Raw genomic sequence first — 15,877 nt, forward strand, 5'->3', positions numbered from 1 at the left:
GGGCACGCTGCGCTTTGCCCACCCTACTGCACCTCCCGAGCTCTGATGGCGGCGTGCGCCTCGGCGCCACGCGTCAATTAAACGCCATCCCGCCGCTCAGCGCGACCGTCTGTCCGGTCATGTAGGCGTTGTCCACCAGCAGCATCACCGCTTTCGCCACCTCATCTGCCGTGCCGAAACGGCCGAGCGGGATGCGGCTGACGAGCTGGGGCTGGCCGCTCATCATGTCGGTCTCGATCAGCGACGGCGCCACGGCGTTGACGGTGATGCCGTCCTTCACGAGGCGTGCCGCGTAGCCGCGCGTCAGGCCCTCCATGCCGGCCTTGGATGCATTGTAATGCGGGCCGATCGAGCCGGCCCCGCGTGCCGCGCCCGAGGAGATGTTGACGATCCGGCCCCATTTTCGCGACCGCATCGACGGCAACACGGCCTGCGTGCACAGAAAGGCGGACTTCAAATTGACCAGGATGGTGCGGTCGAAATCGTCCTCGGTGAGATCGTCGACGCCGCGCGTGATGGCAATGCCGGCATTGTTGACGAGGACGTCGATCGGCCCGAGTCCGGCCGTGACGCGCTCGACCATCGCGGTGACGGCCCCGGCTTGCGAGACGTCGGCAGCGACGACGATGGCGCGGCCGCCCTGCTTGACGATTTCGCCCACCAGCTTCTCGGCCTGGCCGATCTGCTCGCGGCAGTTGATCGCCACCGCCGCACCGGCTTCAGCCAGCGCACGACAGACGGCCGCGCCAATTCCGCGCGAGCCGCCGGTGACGAGCGCGGTGCGCCCCGTCAGAGCATCCGCCATGTCTGGAACCTCCCAAATCAGGTTTGTGGTGCGTAAAGCCTATCATGCTCACCGCTCGCGCGCGTTGAACTCATCGCGAGATGAATCCGTCTGCAGGCGCTTCCCGCAAGAGAAGCGCCGGAGTGCGGCTAGCGCAAATATGGATGGCCATTTCATTGACCTGGCGCACCAATCGCTTGATATTCGGAGCATCGAAACTGCTCCTCGAGCTCGAAGCCGCACCATGAGAACCGACCACCAGCGCAATCGAAACGGCATGCATGCGTGCATGACGCGGCGCTGTGTCTCGGCGGCAACCGGCGCCTGTTGTTGTTGCTGACCGTCTCCCGGCAACTCCCGCACCGAAAATTCCAAGACAGGAACGCCGAACCTTCGGCGAGCGAGCAGTCATGTCCCAGCAACAGTCGAACGCCTACATCATCGAGATCCACGACCGCGCCGCCGGCATCATCACGCGAGATGTTCGCGGCTTCCGCTTCTTTTCCTCCGAGCGCCTGTTCGACAGTCTCGAAGGCCGCCAGTTCCGCTCGGCGCGCGAAGCCGAACGCGCTGCGCACGCAGTGCTCTCCGAGCGGAGCCGACGTCTGAGCTGATCAGCTGCGGCGGCGCGCCCTGGTGCGTGCGGCCTTCTTTGCGGCAGTGGAGCGGGCCTTGGCGCCCTTGGTCCGGCTGGCCTTCCGCGCCGCGGCAGAACGCGATGCGGCCGGTCGCCGGCTCGCGGCGCGCTTGCCCTGTTTCGACAGCGCGCTGCGCGAGGCGGTCGAGCGCGGTTCCTTCTTCAGGACGTTCTCGACCGCGCGCGACACTTTCGGCCGGCGCTTGGGCGTGCGTTTGCCCTGGCCGACCTCGTAAGCGTATTCGGCGCTGCGGCGCGTCGATTTCTTCGTGCGTCCCTTGCGCGGTGGCGGCAGGTCGACGCCGGCGCGGCGCGCCTCCGACAGGCCGATGGCAATGGCCTGCTTGGTCGAGCGCGCGCCGTGCTTGCCTTTCCGGATCCTGTCGATCTCGTCCTTGACGAATTCGCCGGCCTGCGTGCTCGCGGATTTCCCGGCGCGCTTGTCCTGCTTCGCTTTGCGGATCACGTCTTGTCTTGGCATGGGTGAGTTCCCTCAACATGGACAGGGATGCCTCACCGCAACGCGCAAGACGATCGATTGATCCTCTTCAGCTTCGCAGGGCCGCCAGCAATTCATCCGGCCGCTCGGCCATGATCATGTGCCCGGCGCCCGGCACGACGACGGTCTTTGCATGCGGGATCGCGTCGGCAAGCGCCTTGCCCGCCTTTGCCGGCGTCATCATGTCGCGCTCGCCGAGAATGAGCGTCGTCGGCACCTTGACGGTCGCGGCGGCAGCGAGCGCATTCGTGTAAGCATTGCAGGCCGACAAATCCCTGAACAGCACACCCGGCTCGCACGCTTTTAGCACGGCCTGCGCGCCGCCATGCATCCACAGGCCCGGCGCGAGGCTGCCGCCGAGCTCGGCATTGAAGCCGAGGCCCCAGATCGACACCATGTCGTTGGCATCCTGCGAATTGGCTTCGGCAGCCTTGAGGAGATCCGGGCCCACCGTCATGGTCGCGGCCGTGCCGATCAGGCTCAGGGCCGAGACCTTGTCGGGATGGCGTGCGGCGGCCTCCAGCGAAATCAGCGATCCCATGGAATGGCCGATCAGATGTGCCTTCGTGGTTCCTGCCGCGTCGAGCAGCGCCGCGGTCCAGTCGGCCATCTCGGCGATGCTGCCGAGCGAAGGCCCGGCCGAGCGGCCGTGCCCGGGAAGATCGGGCGCCAGCACGCCGAAGCCGTGATGGGCGAACCAGCGCGTATGCAGCGCCCAGGTGGAATGGTCGAAGCCGGCGCCGTGGAGGAAGACGACCGTGGGCAGCGACTTGTCGAAGTCGCGGCCGCCGGTGGCAGCGAACACCTCGAGGCCGTTGACGGAGAGCTTCATGGTGTCAGACCTTCTGCGAGATGCGCAGCGCCTGCGCGAGATCGTCGATGATGTCGCTGGCCGTCTCGATGCCGACCGACAGCCGCACCAGCTCTTCGCCGATGCCGGCCGCCTTGAGCTGCTCGGCATCCATCTGTTGATGCGTGGTCGAGGCCGGGTGGATCACCAGCGTCTTGGCGTCGCCGACATTGGCGAGATGGCTGATCATGCGCAAGCTCTCGATGAACTTGCGGCCCGCAGGCCTCCCGCCCTTGATGCCGAAGGAGATGATCGAGCCGGCGCCGCGCGGCAGCAGCTGCTTGGCGAGCTGATAGTCCGTGTGAGTCTCCAGCGAGGGATGCAGCACCCAGTCGACCGCCTTGTTGGATTTCAGCGCGTCCAGCACGGAGTGCGTGTTCTGCATGTGGCGGTCCATGCGCACGCCGAGCGTTTCGATGCCCTGCAGCAGCTGGAACGCGTTGGTCGGCGACAGGCAGGCGCCGAAATCGCGCAGGCCTTCGGTGCGCGCGCGCATGATGAAGGCGGCGGTGCCGAACTGCTCGTCGAAGACGATGCCGTGATAGCCGCCATAGGGCTCGGTCAGCACGCCGAACTTGCCGGAGCCGCGCCAGTCGAACCGGCCGCCGTCCACGATGGCGCCGCCGATCGCGATGCCGTGGCCGCCGATCCATTTGGTCGCCGAATGCATCACGATGTCCGCGCCGAGCTCGATCGGACGGCTGAGATAGGGCGTGGCAAAGGTATTGTCGATCAAGAGCGGAATCTTTGCCTCATGTGCGATCGCAGCGACCTTGGGGATGTCGAGGACTTCGAGGCCGGGATTGCCGATGGTCTCGCCGATCACGAGCTTCGTGTTCGGCTTGATTGCCGCGCGGAACGCGTCGTGGTCGCGCGGCTTGACGAAGGTCGTGGTGATGCCGAAGCGCGGCAGCGTGTGCGCGAGCAGATTGATGGTGCCGCCATAGAGCGAGCTCGACGCCACGATGTGGTCGCCGGCGTTGAGCAGCGTTGCGATCGCCAGATGCAGCGCGGCCATGCCGCTCGCGGTGCAGAGCGCGCCGACACCGCCTTCGAGGGCGGCGAGCCGCTCCTCCAGCACGCCGGTGGTCGGATTGGAGATGCGCGTATAGATGTGGCCGGCGCGCTCCAGGTTGAACAGCGCGGCAGCATGGTCGGAATCCTGGAACACGTAGGACGTGGTCTGGTAGATCGGCACCGCCCGGGCCCCGGTCACGGGATCCGGATGCTGGCCCGCATGCAGGCTCAGGGTCTCGAAGGCAGGCGGTTTCGGCGCGGGCATGCGTGGCCTCGTTGGTCGGTCGGTGGAGGGGGCGTTGTGCCACAAAATGGAGTGCGAAGTCAGCCCATTGACAGTGGTGGTGCGCCCCCTCGCCCCGCTTGCGGGGAGAGGGTCGGGGTGAGGGGGACTCTCTGCAGGAGACTCCCCCTCACCCGGAATTCAAGCTTCGCTCGAATTCCGGCCTCTCCCCGCACGCGGGGAGAGGCGAAGGAGAGCCGCATGCGTCTCGGCGAAAACTACCCCCCGATCGCCTGCTCGATCACGCGCGTCTCCCGCAACAGGATCTCCGCGACCTCCTGCTCGCGCCGTGGGCCGAGCCTCGTTCGAACGGCGGAGACGGTCATCGCCGCGGCGGGCTGCCCGTCCGGGGTCTTGATCCAGGTCGAGATCGATTTCGTGCCCTGGATCAGGCCGATCTCCCGCATGCCGTATCCGAGCCGCCGCGCGGCGGTGATCTCGCCAAGGACCGTCGCCATGTCGGTCTTGTAGGCCTCGAATCTCTTCTCGTTGGCTGCGACGATTTTTCGCGCGTCCTGCGCCGGCATCGCGGCAAGGATCGCAACACCGGCACTCGAGACGCCGAGCGGCCGGCGGGCGCCGACCTCGATCGACAGCACCTGGATCGGATAGATGCCGATCCGGCGATCGACGCACAGCGTGTCGTTGCCGGTGCGCACGGTCAGGAACAGCGTGTCGCCGATCTCGGTGGAGGCCCGTTGCAGCGACGGATTGGCCGCGATCAAGAGCCGCGACGGCCGCGGCCGCGCCAGCGCCAACTCGGGGACCTGGTTGCCGATCGCGTAGTGGCCGCTCTTCTCGTTCCGCTCGACGATGCCTTCCTCGATCAGCACGTGCACGATGCGATGCACGGTAGGGCGGGTGAGGCCCGTCGCCTGCACGACCTCGGCCAATGGCACACCGGCCTCGCGGCCTGCGGCAAGAATGCGCAGCACCGCCAGGGCGCGCCGGATCGCCTGCGCGCCCTGCCGCGGCGACGTCGCGTTGCGGGTGAATCTGTTCTTGTCCATAATATGGACAAGAACGCCACAATTCACTCGACAGGTAAAGCGCGCATCTGGAGATTGCGGCCCGATCGGGCGCCATGCGCAACGGCAGGCGCTCGACATGGAATTGGAAGCGCCGTCGGGAGGTTAACATGAGATTAATCTGGATTGCCATCGCTGCAATGGCCGCAATGCTGGCGGGGCCCGTGTCGGCCCAGCAATGGCCGGCGCGGAGCGTCAAGCTGATCGTGCCTTACCCTGCCGGAGGAAATGTCGACAGCGCCGCGCGCATCGTCGCCGACAAGCTGCAGGAAAAGCTCGGCCAGCCCTTCATCATCGAGAACAAGGCCGGCGCCGGCGGCATGATCGCGGGAGAGGCGTTCGCGAAGTCGGCGCCCGACGGCTACACGCTGTTCGTCGGCGCCAACGGCCCGGTGCTGTTCGCGACCGAGATCAACAAGCGTGACGCCTATAACTGGAAAAAGGACTTCATGCCGATCTCGACCATCTCGATGACGCCCCTGGTGCTCGAGGTGCATCCGTCGGTGCAGGCCAACAATTTCAAGGAATTCATCGATCTTGCCAAGCGCGAGCCCGGCAAGCTGACCATGGCGTCGCCCGGTCCCGGCACCACCAACCACCTGCTCAGCGAGCTGATGCAGGAGAACCTCGGCCTGCAATGGGTCACCGCGCATTATCGCGGCAATGCGCCGGCCATCAACGACCTGCTCGGCGGCCAGGTGCAGTTCGCGTTCGACCAGCTCACGGTCAGCCTCCAGCACATCAAGGCCGGCCTGTTCCGCGCGCTCGCCGTCACCTCACCGCACCGCCTGAAGTCGCTGCCGGACGTGCCGACCTTCGCCGAGCTCGGCTACAAGGACTTTGACGGCCAGACCTTTACCGGCCTGTTCGCGCCCGCGGGCACGCCCGCGCCCGTCATCGACAAGCTGCACGAGACGCTGGTCGCGATCCTGAAGGACCCTGCTGTCGTCGACAAGTTCGAGAAGCTGGGCGGCGAAGCAACGCCGATGACGCCGGACGCGTTCAAGGCCTATCTCGAGCGCGAGGACGCCAAGTGGATCCCGGTGGTGCGCAAGGCCAATATCAGGGCGGATTGATCGATGCGGATCGATCCCGCCGAGCTCGGCGCCGAGCGCATCTACCGCCTGATGACCGGCATCGTGGTGCCGCGCCCGATCGCGTGGGTCACGAGCCTGTCGGCCGCGGGCGTGCTCAACCTCGCCCCGTTCAGCGCCTTCACCTTCGTCTCGCAGAAGCCGCCGATGCTCGCCATCAGCGTCGGCCGCAAGGGCGCCGATTACAAGGACACCGCGCACAACATCCTCGATACCGAGGAATACGTCATCCACATCGCCGATACGCCGCTGATGTCGGCGGTGCACGACTCATCGGTCGAGCATCCGCCTGAGATCAGCGAGGTCGAGCATCTCGGGCTGGAGACGCTTGCGTGCGAGCGCATCAAGGTGCCGCGGCTGGCCGCAGCACCCGTCGCGATGGAATGCCGCTTCCGCCAGTGCCTGGAGTTCGGCGAGGCCAGGAGCCGGCTCATCGTCGGCGAGGTCGTGATGTTCCATCTGCGCGACGGCCTCGTCAACGACGGCAAGGTCGAGACCAAGGCGCTCGACCCGATCGCGCGCATCGGCGGTCCGCGCTACGCCACCCTCGGCGAGATCGTGACGCTGAACACCGTGTTCCAGACCCCCAAATCGAAAGACTGAGCGCGCCCGCCGCGCTGCCCGACCACCATTGGAGAACGACCATGCGCCTCGTAAGCTATCTCTTGGATGGAGAGCCGCGCTACGGCGCGGCCGTTGCTGATGGCGTGGTCGATCTGACCAGGCGGATCGGGCGCGACTATTCGGATGTGAAGGCGCTGATCGCCGCCAACGCGCTCGCCGACGCGCAGGAAGCCGTCGCCGGACAAAAGCCCGATCACGCGCTGGACAAGCTCGTCCTGCTGCCGCCGGTGCTGGCGCCGGAAAAGCTCTGGTGCATCGGCGTCAACTACGCCGAGCGCAATGCCGAATACAAAGACAATTCGGACCTGCCCAAATATCCCAGCCTGTTCGTGCGCAGCATGTCCTCGATGACGGGCTCCGGTCAGCCGCTCGAGAAGCCCAAGGTTTCGGATCAGCTCGATTACGAGGGCGAGCTCGTCATCGTGATCGGGCAGGGCGGCCGCCACATCCCGCGCGATAAGGCGTGGGCGCACATCTTCGGCATGACCTTGTGCAACGAGGGCACCATCCGCGACTGGCTGCGCCACGGCAAGTTCAACGTCACGCAGGGCAAGAATTTCGACCGCTCCGGCAGCATCGGCCCGTGGATCGTCACCTCGGACGAGCTCGACCCGCGCGGGCCGCACGACATCGTTACCCGCGTCAACGGCGAGGTGCGGCAGCAGGACACCACCGAGCGGCTGATGTTCCCGTTCGACTTCATCATCTCCTATCTCTCCACCTTCGCAACCCTCAAACCCGGCGACATGATCGTGACGGGCACGCCGACCGGTGCGGGCGCGCGCTTCGATCCGCCGCGCTGGCTGCAGGTCGGCGACGTCGTCGAGGTCGAGTCGAGCCGCATCGGCGTGCTCCGCAACACCGTCGCCGCGGAGCAATAGGCAATGCTGGACAATGCGACGATCGAACGCCTTGCCGCGCGCCTCGACGAGGCCGAGCGCACCAAGACGCTGATCAACATGTTCACGAAGGACTATCCCGATTTCAGCATCGAGGATGCCTATGCCGTCCAGCGCGCCTGGACCAAGCTCCAGCTCGGCCGGGGACGGATCATCAAGGGCCACAAGATCGGCCTGACCTCGAAGGCGATGCAGAACGCGGTCGGCATCAACGAGCCCGACTACGGCGTGCTGTTCGCCGACATGTTCTATGCCGACGCGACGCCGATCCCGTTCGATCGCTTCCACGCGCCGCGCATCGAGGTCGAGCTCGCCTTCGTGCTGAAGGCGCCGCTGCGCGGGCCCGACTGCACCATCTTCGACGTGCTCAACGCCACCGACTACGTCACGCCCGCGCTGGAGATTCTGGAGACGCGCATGCATCGCGTCGACCCCGAGACCGGCAAGGCGCGCAAGGTGATGGACACGATCTCGGACAACGCGGCGAATGCCGCGCTGGTGCTCGGCGGCCGGCCGATTCGCCCGATGGATGCCGATCTGCGCTGGATCGGCGCGCTCTTGTTCCGCAATGGCGAGGTCGAGGAGACCGGGCTTGCCGCCGGCGTGCTCAACCATCCCGCCAACGGCATCGCCTGGCTCGCCAATCGGCTGGCGCCGCATGACGAGCACCTCAAGGCCGGCGAGGTCGTGCTGGCGGGCTCGTTCACGCGTCCCGTCGACATCCGCCGCGGCGACACCTTTCACGCCGATTACGGCCCGTTCGGCTCGGTGTCGTGCCAGTTCGTCTGAACCAGCAATAACAGGGAGCGCAACATGTCGCGGCGCAAGAGCATCCACATCGGCGGCTTCAAGCACGTCAACCCGATCCCGAACGCCTGTCGCATCGGCAATCTCGTGATGTCCGGCGTCATCCTCGGCCGCGATCCCGCGACCAACGCGATGCCGGAGAGCCTCGATGCCCAATGCGCCAACATGTTCGCGCATATGAAGGCGACGGTGGAGGCTGCCGGCGGCACCACCGACGACATCATCAAGATGACGGTGTGGCTGAAGGACCGCGGCAATCGCGGGCCCATCAATGTCGAATGGCTCAAGATGTTTCCGGACGAGCATTCGCGCCCGGCGCGTCACGCGCTGCCGATGGACAATATGGACGGCGGCGCGCTGGTGCAGTGCGACTTCACCGCCGTGATCGACTGAAGGAGTCTTTGCATGCCGACCTATCTGCCGTTCGATCCCAATCCGCGCCGCCCGGTGAAGGCGCCGCCGCCGAAGACCGTCGACAGCCAGTTCCACGTGCTGGGTCCGATCGAGAAATATCCGGAGCGTCCGGGTGCGGCGTACCGGATGCCGACCGCGACCTGGGAAGCGGCGCTGCGCATGCACAGGGCGCTCGGCATCGAGCGCGGTATCATCGTGCAGACCACGACCTACGGCGCCGATCATGCCGTCGTGCTCGACGGCCTGGCCGCGATGGGCCCGAACTATCGCGGCTGCGCCAACGCGCTGGTGTTCGCGGAAGCCAACGACTCTTATCTTGCCAAGCTGCACGATGCGGGCGTGCGCGGCGCGCGCTTCAGCTTCCGCCAGGAGCTGGGTGCGGTGTTGTCCGACGCCGATTTCGCCCGCGCCATCGCCCGCATCCGCGAGCTCGGCTGGTACGCAAAGATCCAGCCGGAGAAGGACGGCATCGTCTCCAGCGTCGCCAAATACGAGAATCTCGACGTCCCCGTGCTGATCGACCACATGGCGCGGCCCGATCCGGAGGCCGGCAGGAACGATCCGAATTTGCGCAAGATGCTGGAGCTGCTCGGCAAGGGCAATTTCTGGGTCATGCTGTCGCTCGGCGAGAAGACCTCGAAGCTTGGTGCGCCCTACGACGACGTCATTCCGATCGCGCGCGCCTATATCGAGGCCGCAATCGACCGCTGCGTCTGGGCCAGCGACTGGCCGCATCCGGTCTCGGTGAAGCAGCCGCCGAACGATGCCGATTTGCTCGAATTGATGTACCGCTACGTCGCCGACCAGACGGAGCTGGAGAAGATCCTGGTGCACAATCCGGCAAAGCTGTTCGGCTTTCCGGACTAGCCGGGCATTCGCGGGGGGAGCGCATGTTGGTCGTCAACGCACGATGGCCGCGTCGCCGGCTTTGGCTCGGCGCGGCGCTGGCTTGCATCGGAAGTACCGCGGCCGCGGCCGCCGACAACAACTCCATCCCGCCCGTGATCGCATGCGATCGGCTTCAGTCGGAGGCCGGTGCGGCGATGCGCGTCAGCGAGGCGCAGTCGCGCCCGGCTGCGGGCGGAATGGCTGCGCATTGCGAGGTGATCGCGTATCTCGACGAGCGAACCGGCGCCGAGGGCCAGAAGCTTGCCATCGGCCTGCATCTCAGATTGCCGCAGGCATGGAACGGCCGCTTCGTGTTCCAGGGGCAGGGCGGCACGGACGGCGTGCTCGGCAGCGGCGACGCGCTGCCCGGCGGCGGACAGCCGAGCGCGCTCAATCAGGGCTATGCGACGGTGACGACCGATGCCGGCCACAGCAACGCGCCGGGCCCGCTCGGCGGCGCCAGCTTCGGCCTCGATCCGCAGGCGCGGATCGATTTCGGCTATCGCGCCGACGACGTCGTGACGCGGCAGGCGAAACGCTTCATCCAGGCCTATTACGGCCGCTTGCCGAAATACTCTTATTTCCTCGGCTGCTCCAACGGCGGGCGGCACGGCATGGTGATCACGCAGCGCTTTCCGGAGCATTTCGATGGCGTGGCAGCCGGCGCGCCGGCATTTCGAATGCCGGAGAAGGGGCTCTCGGGCGCCGCCGTGACGCAAGGCTTTGCGGCGATCGCACCGAAGGCGCCTGACGGCCGCCCCATCCTGTCGCAGGCCTTGTCCCAGGCCGATATGGACTTGCTTTCCAGGGCGATCGTTCAATCCTGCGATGAAGCCGACGGCCTTGCAGACGGCATCATCGACAATGTGCCGGCCTGCCGTTTCTCGCCGCGCGCGCTGCAATGTCCCGCCGAGAAGACCGCGAGCTGTCTTTCGGCCGCACAGGTTGGCGCGCTCGAAAACTATTTCCAGGGGCCGACCACGGCTCAGGGCCGCCGGATCTATGCGTCCTATCCCTATGATTCCGGCATTGCCACCGAGGGATGGCGGCGCTGGACTCTCGGCACCGCGCCCGACAGCCGCGTCAACGCCTTCAACGTGTCCTTTGGCGCAAGTCTGGCCTATCTCTACATGACGCCGCCCCACGCGCCCTTGGCCAACGACGCGGACGCCGTCTACGATTTCTACCGCACCGTGGATGTGACGGAGGCTCATGCGAGAATTTTCGGCACGAGCGCAGCGATGCCTGAGTCTTCCGTGCAGACGATCTCGGCGAACTCGGTCGATCTCTCCACTTTCCGGCAGCGGCGCGGCAAGCTGCTGCTCTATCACGGCGTCAGCGATCCCACGTTTTCGGCGCTGGATACGCTCGACTGGTACAAGCGGCTCACCAATGCCGCGGGCGGCGAGAAGGAGACGGCCGACTTCGCCCGCCTCTTCCTCGTGCCGGGCATGAACCATTGTGCGGGAGGGCCTGCCACCGACAGCTTCGACGTGCTGACCCCGCTGGTGGCCTGGGTCGAGCAGGGCCGCGCGCCCGAGCGCATCGACGCGCGCGCGGGGGCGAAGACGCCCTGGCCGGATCGCAGCCGGCCGCTGTGCCCCTATCCGCGCCAGGCGCGCTATCTCGGCCAAGGCAGCATCGAGCAGGCCGCGAACTTCAGCTGCGCCGTCCTTTAAGCCGTCGTGGTGCTCACGCCGCCGGCCGCTTCGCCAGCCGGTCCCGCACCTCGGCCGCGATCTCGAACGAGCGCAGCCGCGCGGCGTGGTCGTAGATCTGCCCGGTGGTGATCAGTTCGTCCGCGCCAGTATCGGCGATCAGCGCCCTTAGCTTCTCCTCGACCACATCGGGCGTTCCGACCGCGGAGCACGACAGCGACTGGCCCACCATCGCCTTTTCGGCCGGCGACCAAAGCGCGTCCATGTCATCCACCGGCGGCGGCAGCGGGCCCGGTGTGCCGCGGCGCAGGTTGATGAACGCCTGCTGGAGCGAGGAGAACATCCGCTGCGCCTCGGCGTCGCTGTCGGCGGCGAACACGTTGACCCCGATCATCGCATAGGGCTTGTCGAGCTGTGCCGACGGCTCGAAGCGCGCGCGATATTCGCGCAGCGCCGGCATCATCATCTGCGGCGCGAAATGCGAGGCGAAGGCGAACGGCAGCCCGAGCATCGCGGCAAGCTGTGCGCCAAAGGTGCTCGATCCCAAAATCCACAGCGGCACCTTCGTTCCCATGCCGGGCACGGCGCGGATCGCCTGGTTCGGCCGCACGTCGCCGAGCAGCGCCTGCAGCTCCAGCACGTCATGCGGAAAATTCTCCGATGCCGTCGCGAGGTCGCGCCGCATCGCCCGCGCCGTGAACTGGTCGGTGCCCGGCGCCCGCCCGAGCCCGAGATCGATCCGCCCGGGATAGAGCGATTCCAGCGTGCCGAACTGTTCGGCGATGACCAGCGGCGAATGGTTCGGCAGCATGATCCCGCCGGAGCCGACGCGGATCGTTGTCGTGCCGCCCGCGATGTGGCCGATCACCACGGATGTCGCGGCGCTGGCGATGCCCGTCATGTTGTGATGCTCGGCCAGCCAGAACCGCTTGAAGCCCCAGCCTTCCGCATGCCGGGCAAGATCGAGCGAGTTGCGGAACGCCTGCGCGGCGTCGCCGCCCTGGCAAATCGGCGCGAGGTCGAGCACGGAGAAGGGGATCATGCGGGGGTCCAGATGGAAACGCGATGTGCGCGGCATTCTCACATATAGGGACTAGCGGTGAGAATGTTAGCGCGTTGCAGGCCGCTTCTGACCAAGGCGGGCCTGTCCCTGCGTCCATTATTGCAGCTCTGGATGCGGCCGGCTAAACTACAATCTATGAACGAGCGACCGCATCTTCCCAACTACGATCCGGATTTCTGTCTGAAGGTCGCGAGATGCGCGGCAGCTACCTGTGTCGGGTGGCTCATGTGCGCTCTGGTTATCCTCATCTTTGTTGATCCGAGTCAGAGCCGCTGTTCGGGCTGGATGATTAACAACACGAACGGACGAGGGGCGTCGCTGTGGGTCTTCGTAGGCATGTTTACGGCTTTGCCTACGATCTCGATCTGCTACAATGTCCTGCGGTGGGAGTGGTTCTCCCAGACTTTCTATGATAGTGCGGCTGGCACTTACCATGGGCCTCTCCCAAATTTCCTGCCGAAGAAGCTGTACGACCGCTACAGGCCCAATCCCGCCACCTTTCAATACAACGGAGTGTTTGTGCTCCTGAATGTGTTCTGGAGTCTGTTTTGCACATCTCCGCTCTGGATCATGCTGTTTGGTTGCACGAATTTGCCTCGTTATTTGGGTTATTGACGACGTCGAGATCGCTATCCGTTGTGAGGATACATCGCCGGCGGCGATGGCCTGGAAGCCATTCACAACCTTGTTATTGCACCCACTCAACTGGGCGTCCCGCGCTTGTTGTTGTACCTTCGGCAAAGCCTGCCCGCTCGCCAGGAGGAACCGACATGACCACCGTCGTACTCAACCGCCGCAACCTGCTCGTCGCCGGCGGCGCGGTCCTGACAACCGGTATTGTGGCAGCCGGCGTGCCCGGCTTCATGTTGCCCGCCAGCGCCGACGGCCTTGCGCCGACCGAAACGATGTCGGGCGGGGCGAACAATTATCGCAAGGGCGCGGCGATCGTGGACCGCATCGGCAAGGGCGGCTTCTGGATGAGCGGTACCGTTCGCCGCGCCGGCGACGGGGCGCCGCTCGCGGGCCAGCGCATCCAGATCTGGGCGCACACGGTCGAAGGCCAGGAGCACGAGCCGCAGAGCCATGGCGCCACACTCACCGACAAGGACGGCAAGTTCCGGCTCGAGATGCCGCAGATCATTCCGATCTTCGGCCAGCCGCACGGCCACCTCGCCTATGACAGCGGCGAGTTCAAGACCGTGTTCCTGCGGCCGGTGATGCGCAGCGCCAAGGAAACCAGCTTAGAGGCGCATTTCGTGCTGCAGCCGGCCTGATCGGGCCGGCGCATGACGGGGCGGAGATCGGCACGGGTGATCCTGATCTGGGTCGCGCTTGCCGTGGCGATCGGGGTGCCTGTTGCGCTGGCTGCGACCAGCGAGCAGCTCGCCTGGCGCGGCCCGGTTTACATTCTCGCCGGCTTCGCCGGCATCGTCGCGCTCGGTCTCGTGCTCGTGCAGCCCTTGCTGATCGGCGGATATCTGGCGCCGCTGTCGGCCTATCGCGGCCGGCGTGCCCATCACTGGATCGGCGGCGCGCTGGTGCTGGCCGTGGCGATCCACGTCGCCGGCCTCTGGATCACCAGCCCGCCCGACATGATCGACGCGCTGACCTATACCTCGCCGACGCCGTTCTCGCCCTTCGGTGTCACCGCGATGTGGGCCATCTTCCTTGTCGCGCTGCTGGCGTTTCTGCGCCGGCGGCTGGAGCTGCGCCCGCGAACCTGGCGCTTCATTCACACGCCGCTCGCCATCGTCATCGTCGTCGGCAGCGTGGTCCATTGCCTCCTGATCGAGGGAACGATGGAGACGATCTCGAAGGCGGCGCTGTGCGCAGCGGTTCTCGCGGCGACGGTCAAGGTCATGGTTGACCTGCAGGTGTGGCGAAAGCGACGGACGCTGCGCGGGGAAAGTGTCGCGCGCCAGTAGGCGCATCGCGTAGGATGGGTAGAGCGAAAGCGAAACCCATCTTGCTCTGTCCGCGCTGCTTGCCGCACCCCGTGTCGCGGCGTAACTTCGCGTCATGAACGTCACCGCCCCCGATCTGAAAGCGTTCCTGCTCGCGACGCCGTTCTTCGGCGGGCTTTCGGACGGAAGCCTCGACCTCCTGATGTCGATGCTGGTCGAGCGCCGCTTCGAGGCGGGCAGCATCGTCGTGGCGGAAGGCGAGGCGGGACGTTCGATGTTCATCGTCAAGTCCGGCCGCCTCGCGGTGAGCAAGCGGACGAATTCGGGGAGCGTCATCCCGATCTCCGTGCTGCAGCCCCGTGATTTCTTCGGCGAGATGACGCTGATCGAGATGCAGAACCGCTCCGCAACGGTGGTCGCGGAAGCGCCGACCGTGCTGTACGAGCTGACCGCCAAAAATCTCTACGCCTGCTACAAGGCCGACATCCACGCCTATGTGATCGTGCTGCAGAACATCAACCGCGAACTATCCCGCCGGTTGCGCCGGGCGGACGATCGGTTCGCGGGGCGCGCGGCGGATAACGACAATTGAGGACGCGTAGGAAGGGATGACGGCGGTCTCTCAACACGTCATTGCGAGGAGCTCTTGCGACGAAGCAATCCAGAGTCCGTCCGCGGCAGGATCCTGGATTGCTTCGCGGAGCCTGTCATCGGGCCGCGCTTCGCGCGGACCCGTTGGCTCGCAATGACGGAGCGCGCCGCTCGCTTGCGGACAAGCCGCCCATCCCGCAAGCCCGTGCCCTGCCACGGCTACAGCAGCGCCATCGAGTGCAGCGAGTTTCGATGAAAGCCGAAGGCAACGATGCCGGAGAGAAGCAACGCAGTCCCAGTCACGATCAGGCAAAACGCAAGCACTCTGGAAGCCCCTGGTTCATCATCCACGGCCAAGACGATAATAGATAAAATTTTACCGACAATCGAAAGGAAGGATTAACCTTACCAGCGCGGCCCAGTGGCCGCCCGTCGGGCAAAACACCCCGAATCCTGTCAATCCCCGTCGCCAAAAATATTCCACTTTACCGAAATTCGGAATTGCGGCATATTCCCGCCATCCCGGCCCGAGGAGAGGGGCGATCGTACGTCGCAACGAACGTGGGCTGGGCTGCGGTGGACGCGGCTGCGTCGGACGCGGCAAGGTGGGACCAGGGCGGGTGATCCTCGTGAGGTCGTGCTCCGTGTGACGAACGATGTTGCTGCGTACGGCAAAACCGTGTGGTCCTGGCCGTCGTTGCTACGGTCAAGTCTAGCGAAGATGCGAGCGAGCCCAACCGGGCAGACTGCATCATCGAATTCGCAGGGCGCGAGGGAGGCCAAAGGAAAGTTCGGCTCCCGGGAGAGCACGGCATAAGCCGTCCGACCATCGCGCAG

The 15,877-nt window shown here is 65.8% G+C and carries 17 protein-coding genes; 11 read left to right on the top strand and 6 right to left on the bottom strand.

Annotation, left to right across the window (positions count from 1 at the left end):
• Positions 1–73 precede the first annotated feature (73 nt).
• Entirely contained in the window at positions 74–805 is a 732-nt protein-coding gene (locus Q0743_RS00925; RefSeq protein ID WP_298239723.1) for an SDR family NAD(P)-dependent oxidoreductase, read from the bottom strand.
• Between the two features lie 389 nt (positions 806–1,194).
• Here Q0743_RS00925 and Q0743_RS00930 point away from each other — a divergent pair, with 389 nt between their 5' ends.
• The gene (locus Q0743_RS00930; protein ID WP_298239724.1) at positions 1,195–1,398 is read left to right on the top strand and encodes a hypothetical protein; all 204 of its coding nucleotides are present in this window, start codon (positions 1,195–1,197) and stop codon (positions 1,396–1,398) included.
• Here Q0743_RS00930 and Q0743_RS00935 read toward each other — a convergent pair whose 3' ends face one another.
• The 4 genes from Q0743_RS00935 to Q0743_RS00950 all read right to left on the bottom strand — a co-directional run bounded on the left by Q0743_RS00935 (position 1,399) and on the right by Q0743_RS00950 (position 5,080).
• A complete protein-coding gene (locus Q0743_RS00935) occupies positions 1,399–1,902 on the bottom strand; it encodes a DUF6496 domain-containing protein (RefSeq protein ID WP_298239725.1) in 504 nt (167 codons plus the stop codon). It lies immediately after the preceding gene.
• A gap of 67 nt (positions 1,903–1,969) precedes the next feature.
• Positions 1,970–2,752, bottom strand: a complete 783-nt coding sequence (locus Q0743_RS00940; protein ID WP_298239726.1) for an alpha/beta hydrolase — start codon at positions 2,750–2,752, stop codon at positions 1,970–1,972.
• A gap of 4 nt (positions 2,753–2,756) precedes the next feature.
• Positions 2,757–4,052: an O-acetylhomoserine aminocarboxypropyltransferase gene (locus tag Q0743_RS00945; RefSeq protein WP_298239727.1), complete on the bottom strand. Its 1,296-nt coding sequence runs from the start codon at positions 4,050–4,052 to the stop codon at positions 2,757–2,759.
• A 236-nt stretch (positions 4,053–4,288) separates the two neighbouring features.
• Positions 4,289–5,080: an IclR family transcriptional regulator gene (locus Q0743_RS00950; RefSeq protein WP_298239728.1), complete on the bottom strand. Its 792-nt coding sequence runs from the start codon at positions 5,078–5,080 to the stop codon at positions 4,289–4,291.
• A gap of 128 nt (positions 5,081–5,208) precedes the next feature.
• Here Q0743_RS00950 and Q0743_RS00955 point away from each other — a divergent pair, with 128 nt between their 5' ends.
• Genes Q0743_RS00955 through Q0743_RS00985 form a run of 7 tightly spaced genes read left to right on the top strand, consistent with a single transcriptional unit; the run spans position 5,209 to position 11,503 of the window.
• A complete protein-coding gene (locus Q0743_RS00955) occupies positions 5,209–6,174 on the top strand; it encodes a tripartite tricarboxylate transporter substrate binding protein (protein ID WP_298239729.1) in 966 nt (321 codons plus the stop codon).
• Positions 6,175–6,177: 3 nt separating this feature from the next.
• Complete coding sequence (locus Q0743_RS00960; protein WP_298239730.1) at positions 6,178–6,795, top strand: flavin reductase family protein; 618 nt, start codon at positions 6,178–6,180, stop codon at positions 6,793–6,795.
• 41 nt (positions 6,796–6,836) lie between these two features.
• Entirely contained in the window at positions 6,837–7,697 is an 861-nt protein-coding gene (locus Q0743_RS00965; protein WP_298239731.1) for a fumarylacetoacetate hydrolase family protein, read from the top strand.
• A 3-nt stretch (positions 7,698–7,700) separates the two neighbouring features.
• A complete protein-coding gene (gene hpaH, locus Q0743_RS00970; RefSeq protein ID WP_298239732.1) occupies positions 7,701–8,504 on the top strand; it encodes a 2-oxo-hept-4-ene-1,7-dioate hydratase in 804 nt (267 codons plus the stop codon).
• A 24-nt stretch (positions 8,505–8,528) separates the two neighbouring features.
• Positions 8,529–8,915 carry a RidA family protein gene (locus tag Q0743_RS00975; RefSeq protein ID WP_298239733.1) on the top strand — a complete coding sequence of 129 codons (387 nt, stop codon included), beginning with the start codon at positions 8,529–8,531 and terminating at the stop codon, positions 8,913–8,915.
• A 12-nt stretch (positions 8,916–8,927) separates the two neighbouring features.
• A complete protein-coding gene (locus Q0743_RS00980) occupies positions 8,928–9,803 on the top strand; it encodes an amidohydrolase (protein WP_298239734.1) in 876 nt (291 codons plus the stop codon).
• Between the two features lie 23 nt (positions 9,804–9,826).
• Positions 9,827–11,503: a tannase/feruloyl esterase family alpha/beta hydrolase gene (locus Q0743_RS00985; RefSeq protein ID WP_298239735.1), complete on the top strand. Its 1,677-nt coding sequence runs from the start codon at positions 9,827–9,829 to the stop codon at positions 11,501–11,503.
• 13 nt (positions 11,504–11,516) lie between these two features.
• Here the strand turns inward: Q0743_RS00985 and Q0743_RS00990 are convergent, their stop codons facing one another.
• On the bottom strand, positions 11,517–12,524 hold the full coding sequence (locus Q0743_RS00990) for an LLM class flavin-dependent oxidoreductase (protein ID WP_298239736.1): 1,008 nt from the start codon (positions 12,522–12,524) through the stop codon (positions 11,517–11,519).
• Positions 12,525–13,315: 791 nt separating this feature from the next.
• On the opposite strand from Q0743_RS00990, the gene Q0743_RS00995 reads away from it, so the two are divergent.
• The 3 genes from Q0743_RS00995 to Q0743_RS01005 all read left to right on the top strand — a co-directional run bounded on the left by Q0743_RS00995 (position 13,316) and on the right by Q0743_RS01005 (position 15,041).
• Positions 13,316–13,819, top strand: a complete 504-nt coding sequence (locus Q0743_RS00995; RefSeq protein ID WP_298239737.1) for a Twin-arginine translocation pathway signal — start codon at positions 13,316–13,318, stop codon at positions 13,817–13,819.
• Between the two features lie 12 nt (positions 13,820–13,831).
• Positions 13,832–14,470 (top strand): ferric reductase-like transmembrane domain-containing protein, encoded by a 639-nt coding sequence (locus Q0743_RS01000; RefSeq protein ID WP_298239738.1) that lies wholly within the window; start codon positions 13,832–13,834, stop codon positions 14,468–14,470.
• 94 nt (positions 14,471–14,564) lie between these two features.
• Positions 14,565–15,041 carry a cyclic nucleotide-binding domain-containing protein gene (locus Q0743_RS01005; RefSeq protein ID WP_298239739.1) on the top strand — a complete coding sequence of 159 codons (477 nt, stop codon included), beginning with the start codon at positions 14,565–14,567 and terminating at the stop codon, positions 15,039–15,041.
• Positions 15,042–15,877: the final 836 nt, after the last annotated feature.

It is taken from the genome of uncultured Bradyrhizobium sp. (assembly GCF_936943645.1).
Classification (GTDB): domain Bacteria; phylum Pseudomonadota; class Alphaproteobacteria; order Rhizobiales; family Xanthobacteraceae; genus Bradyrhizobium.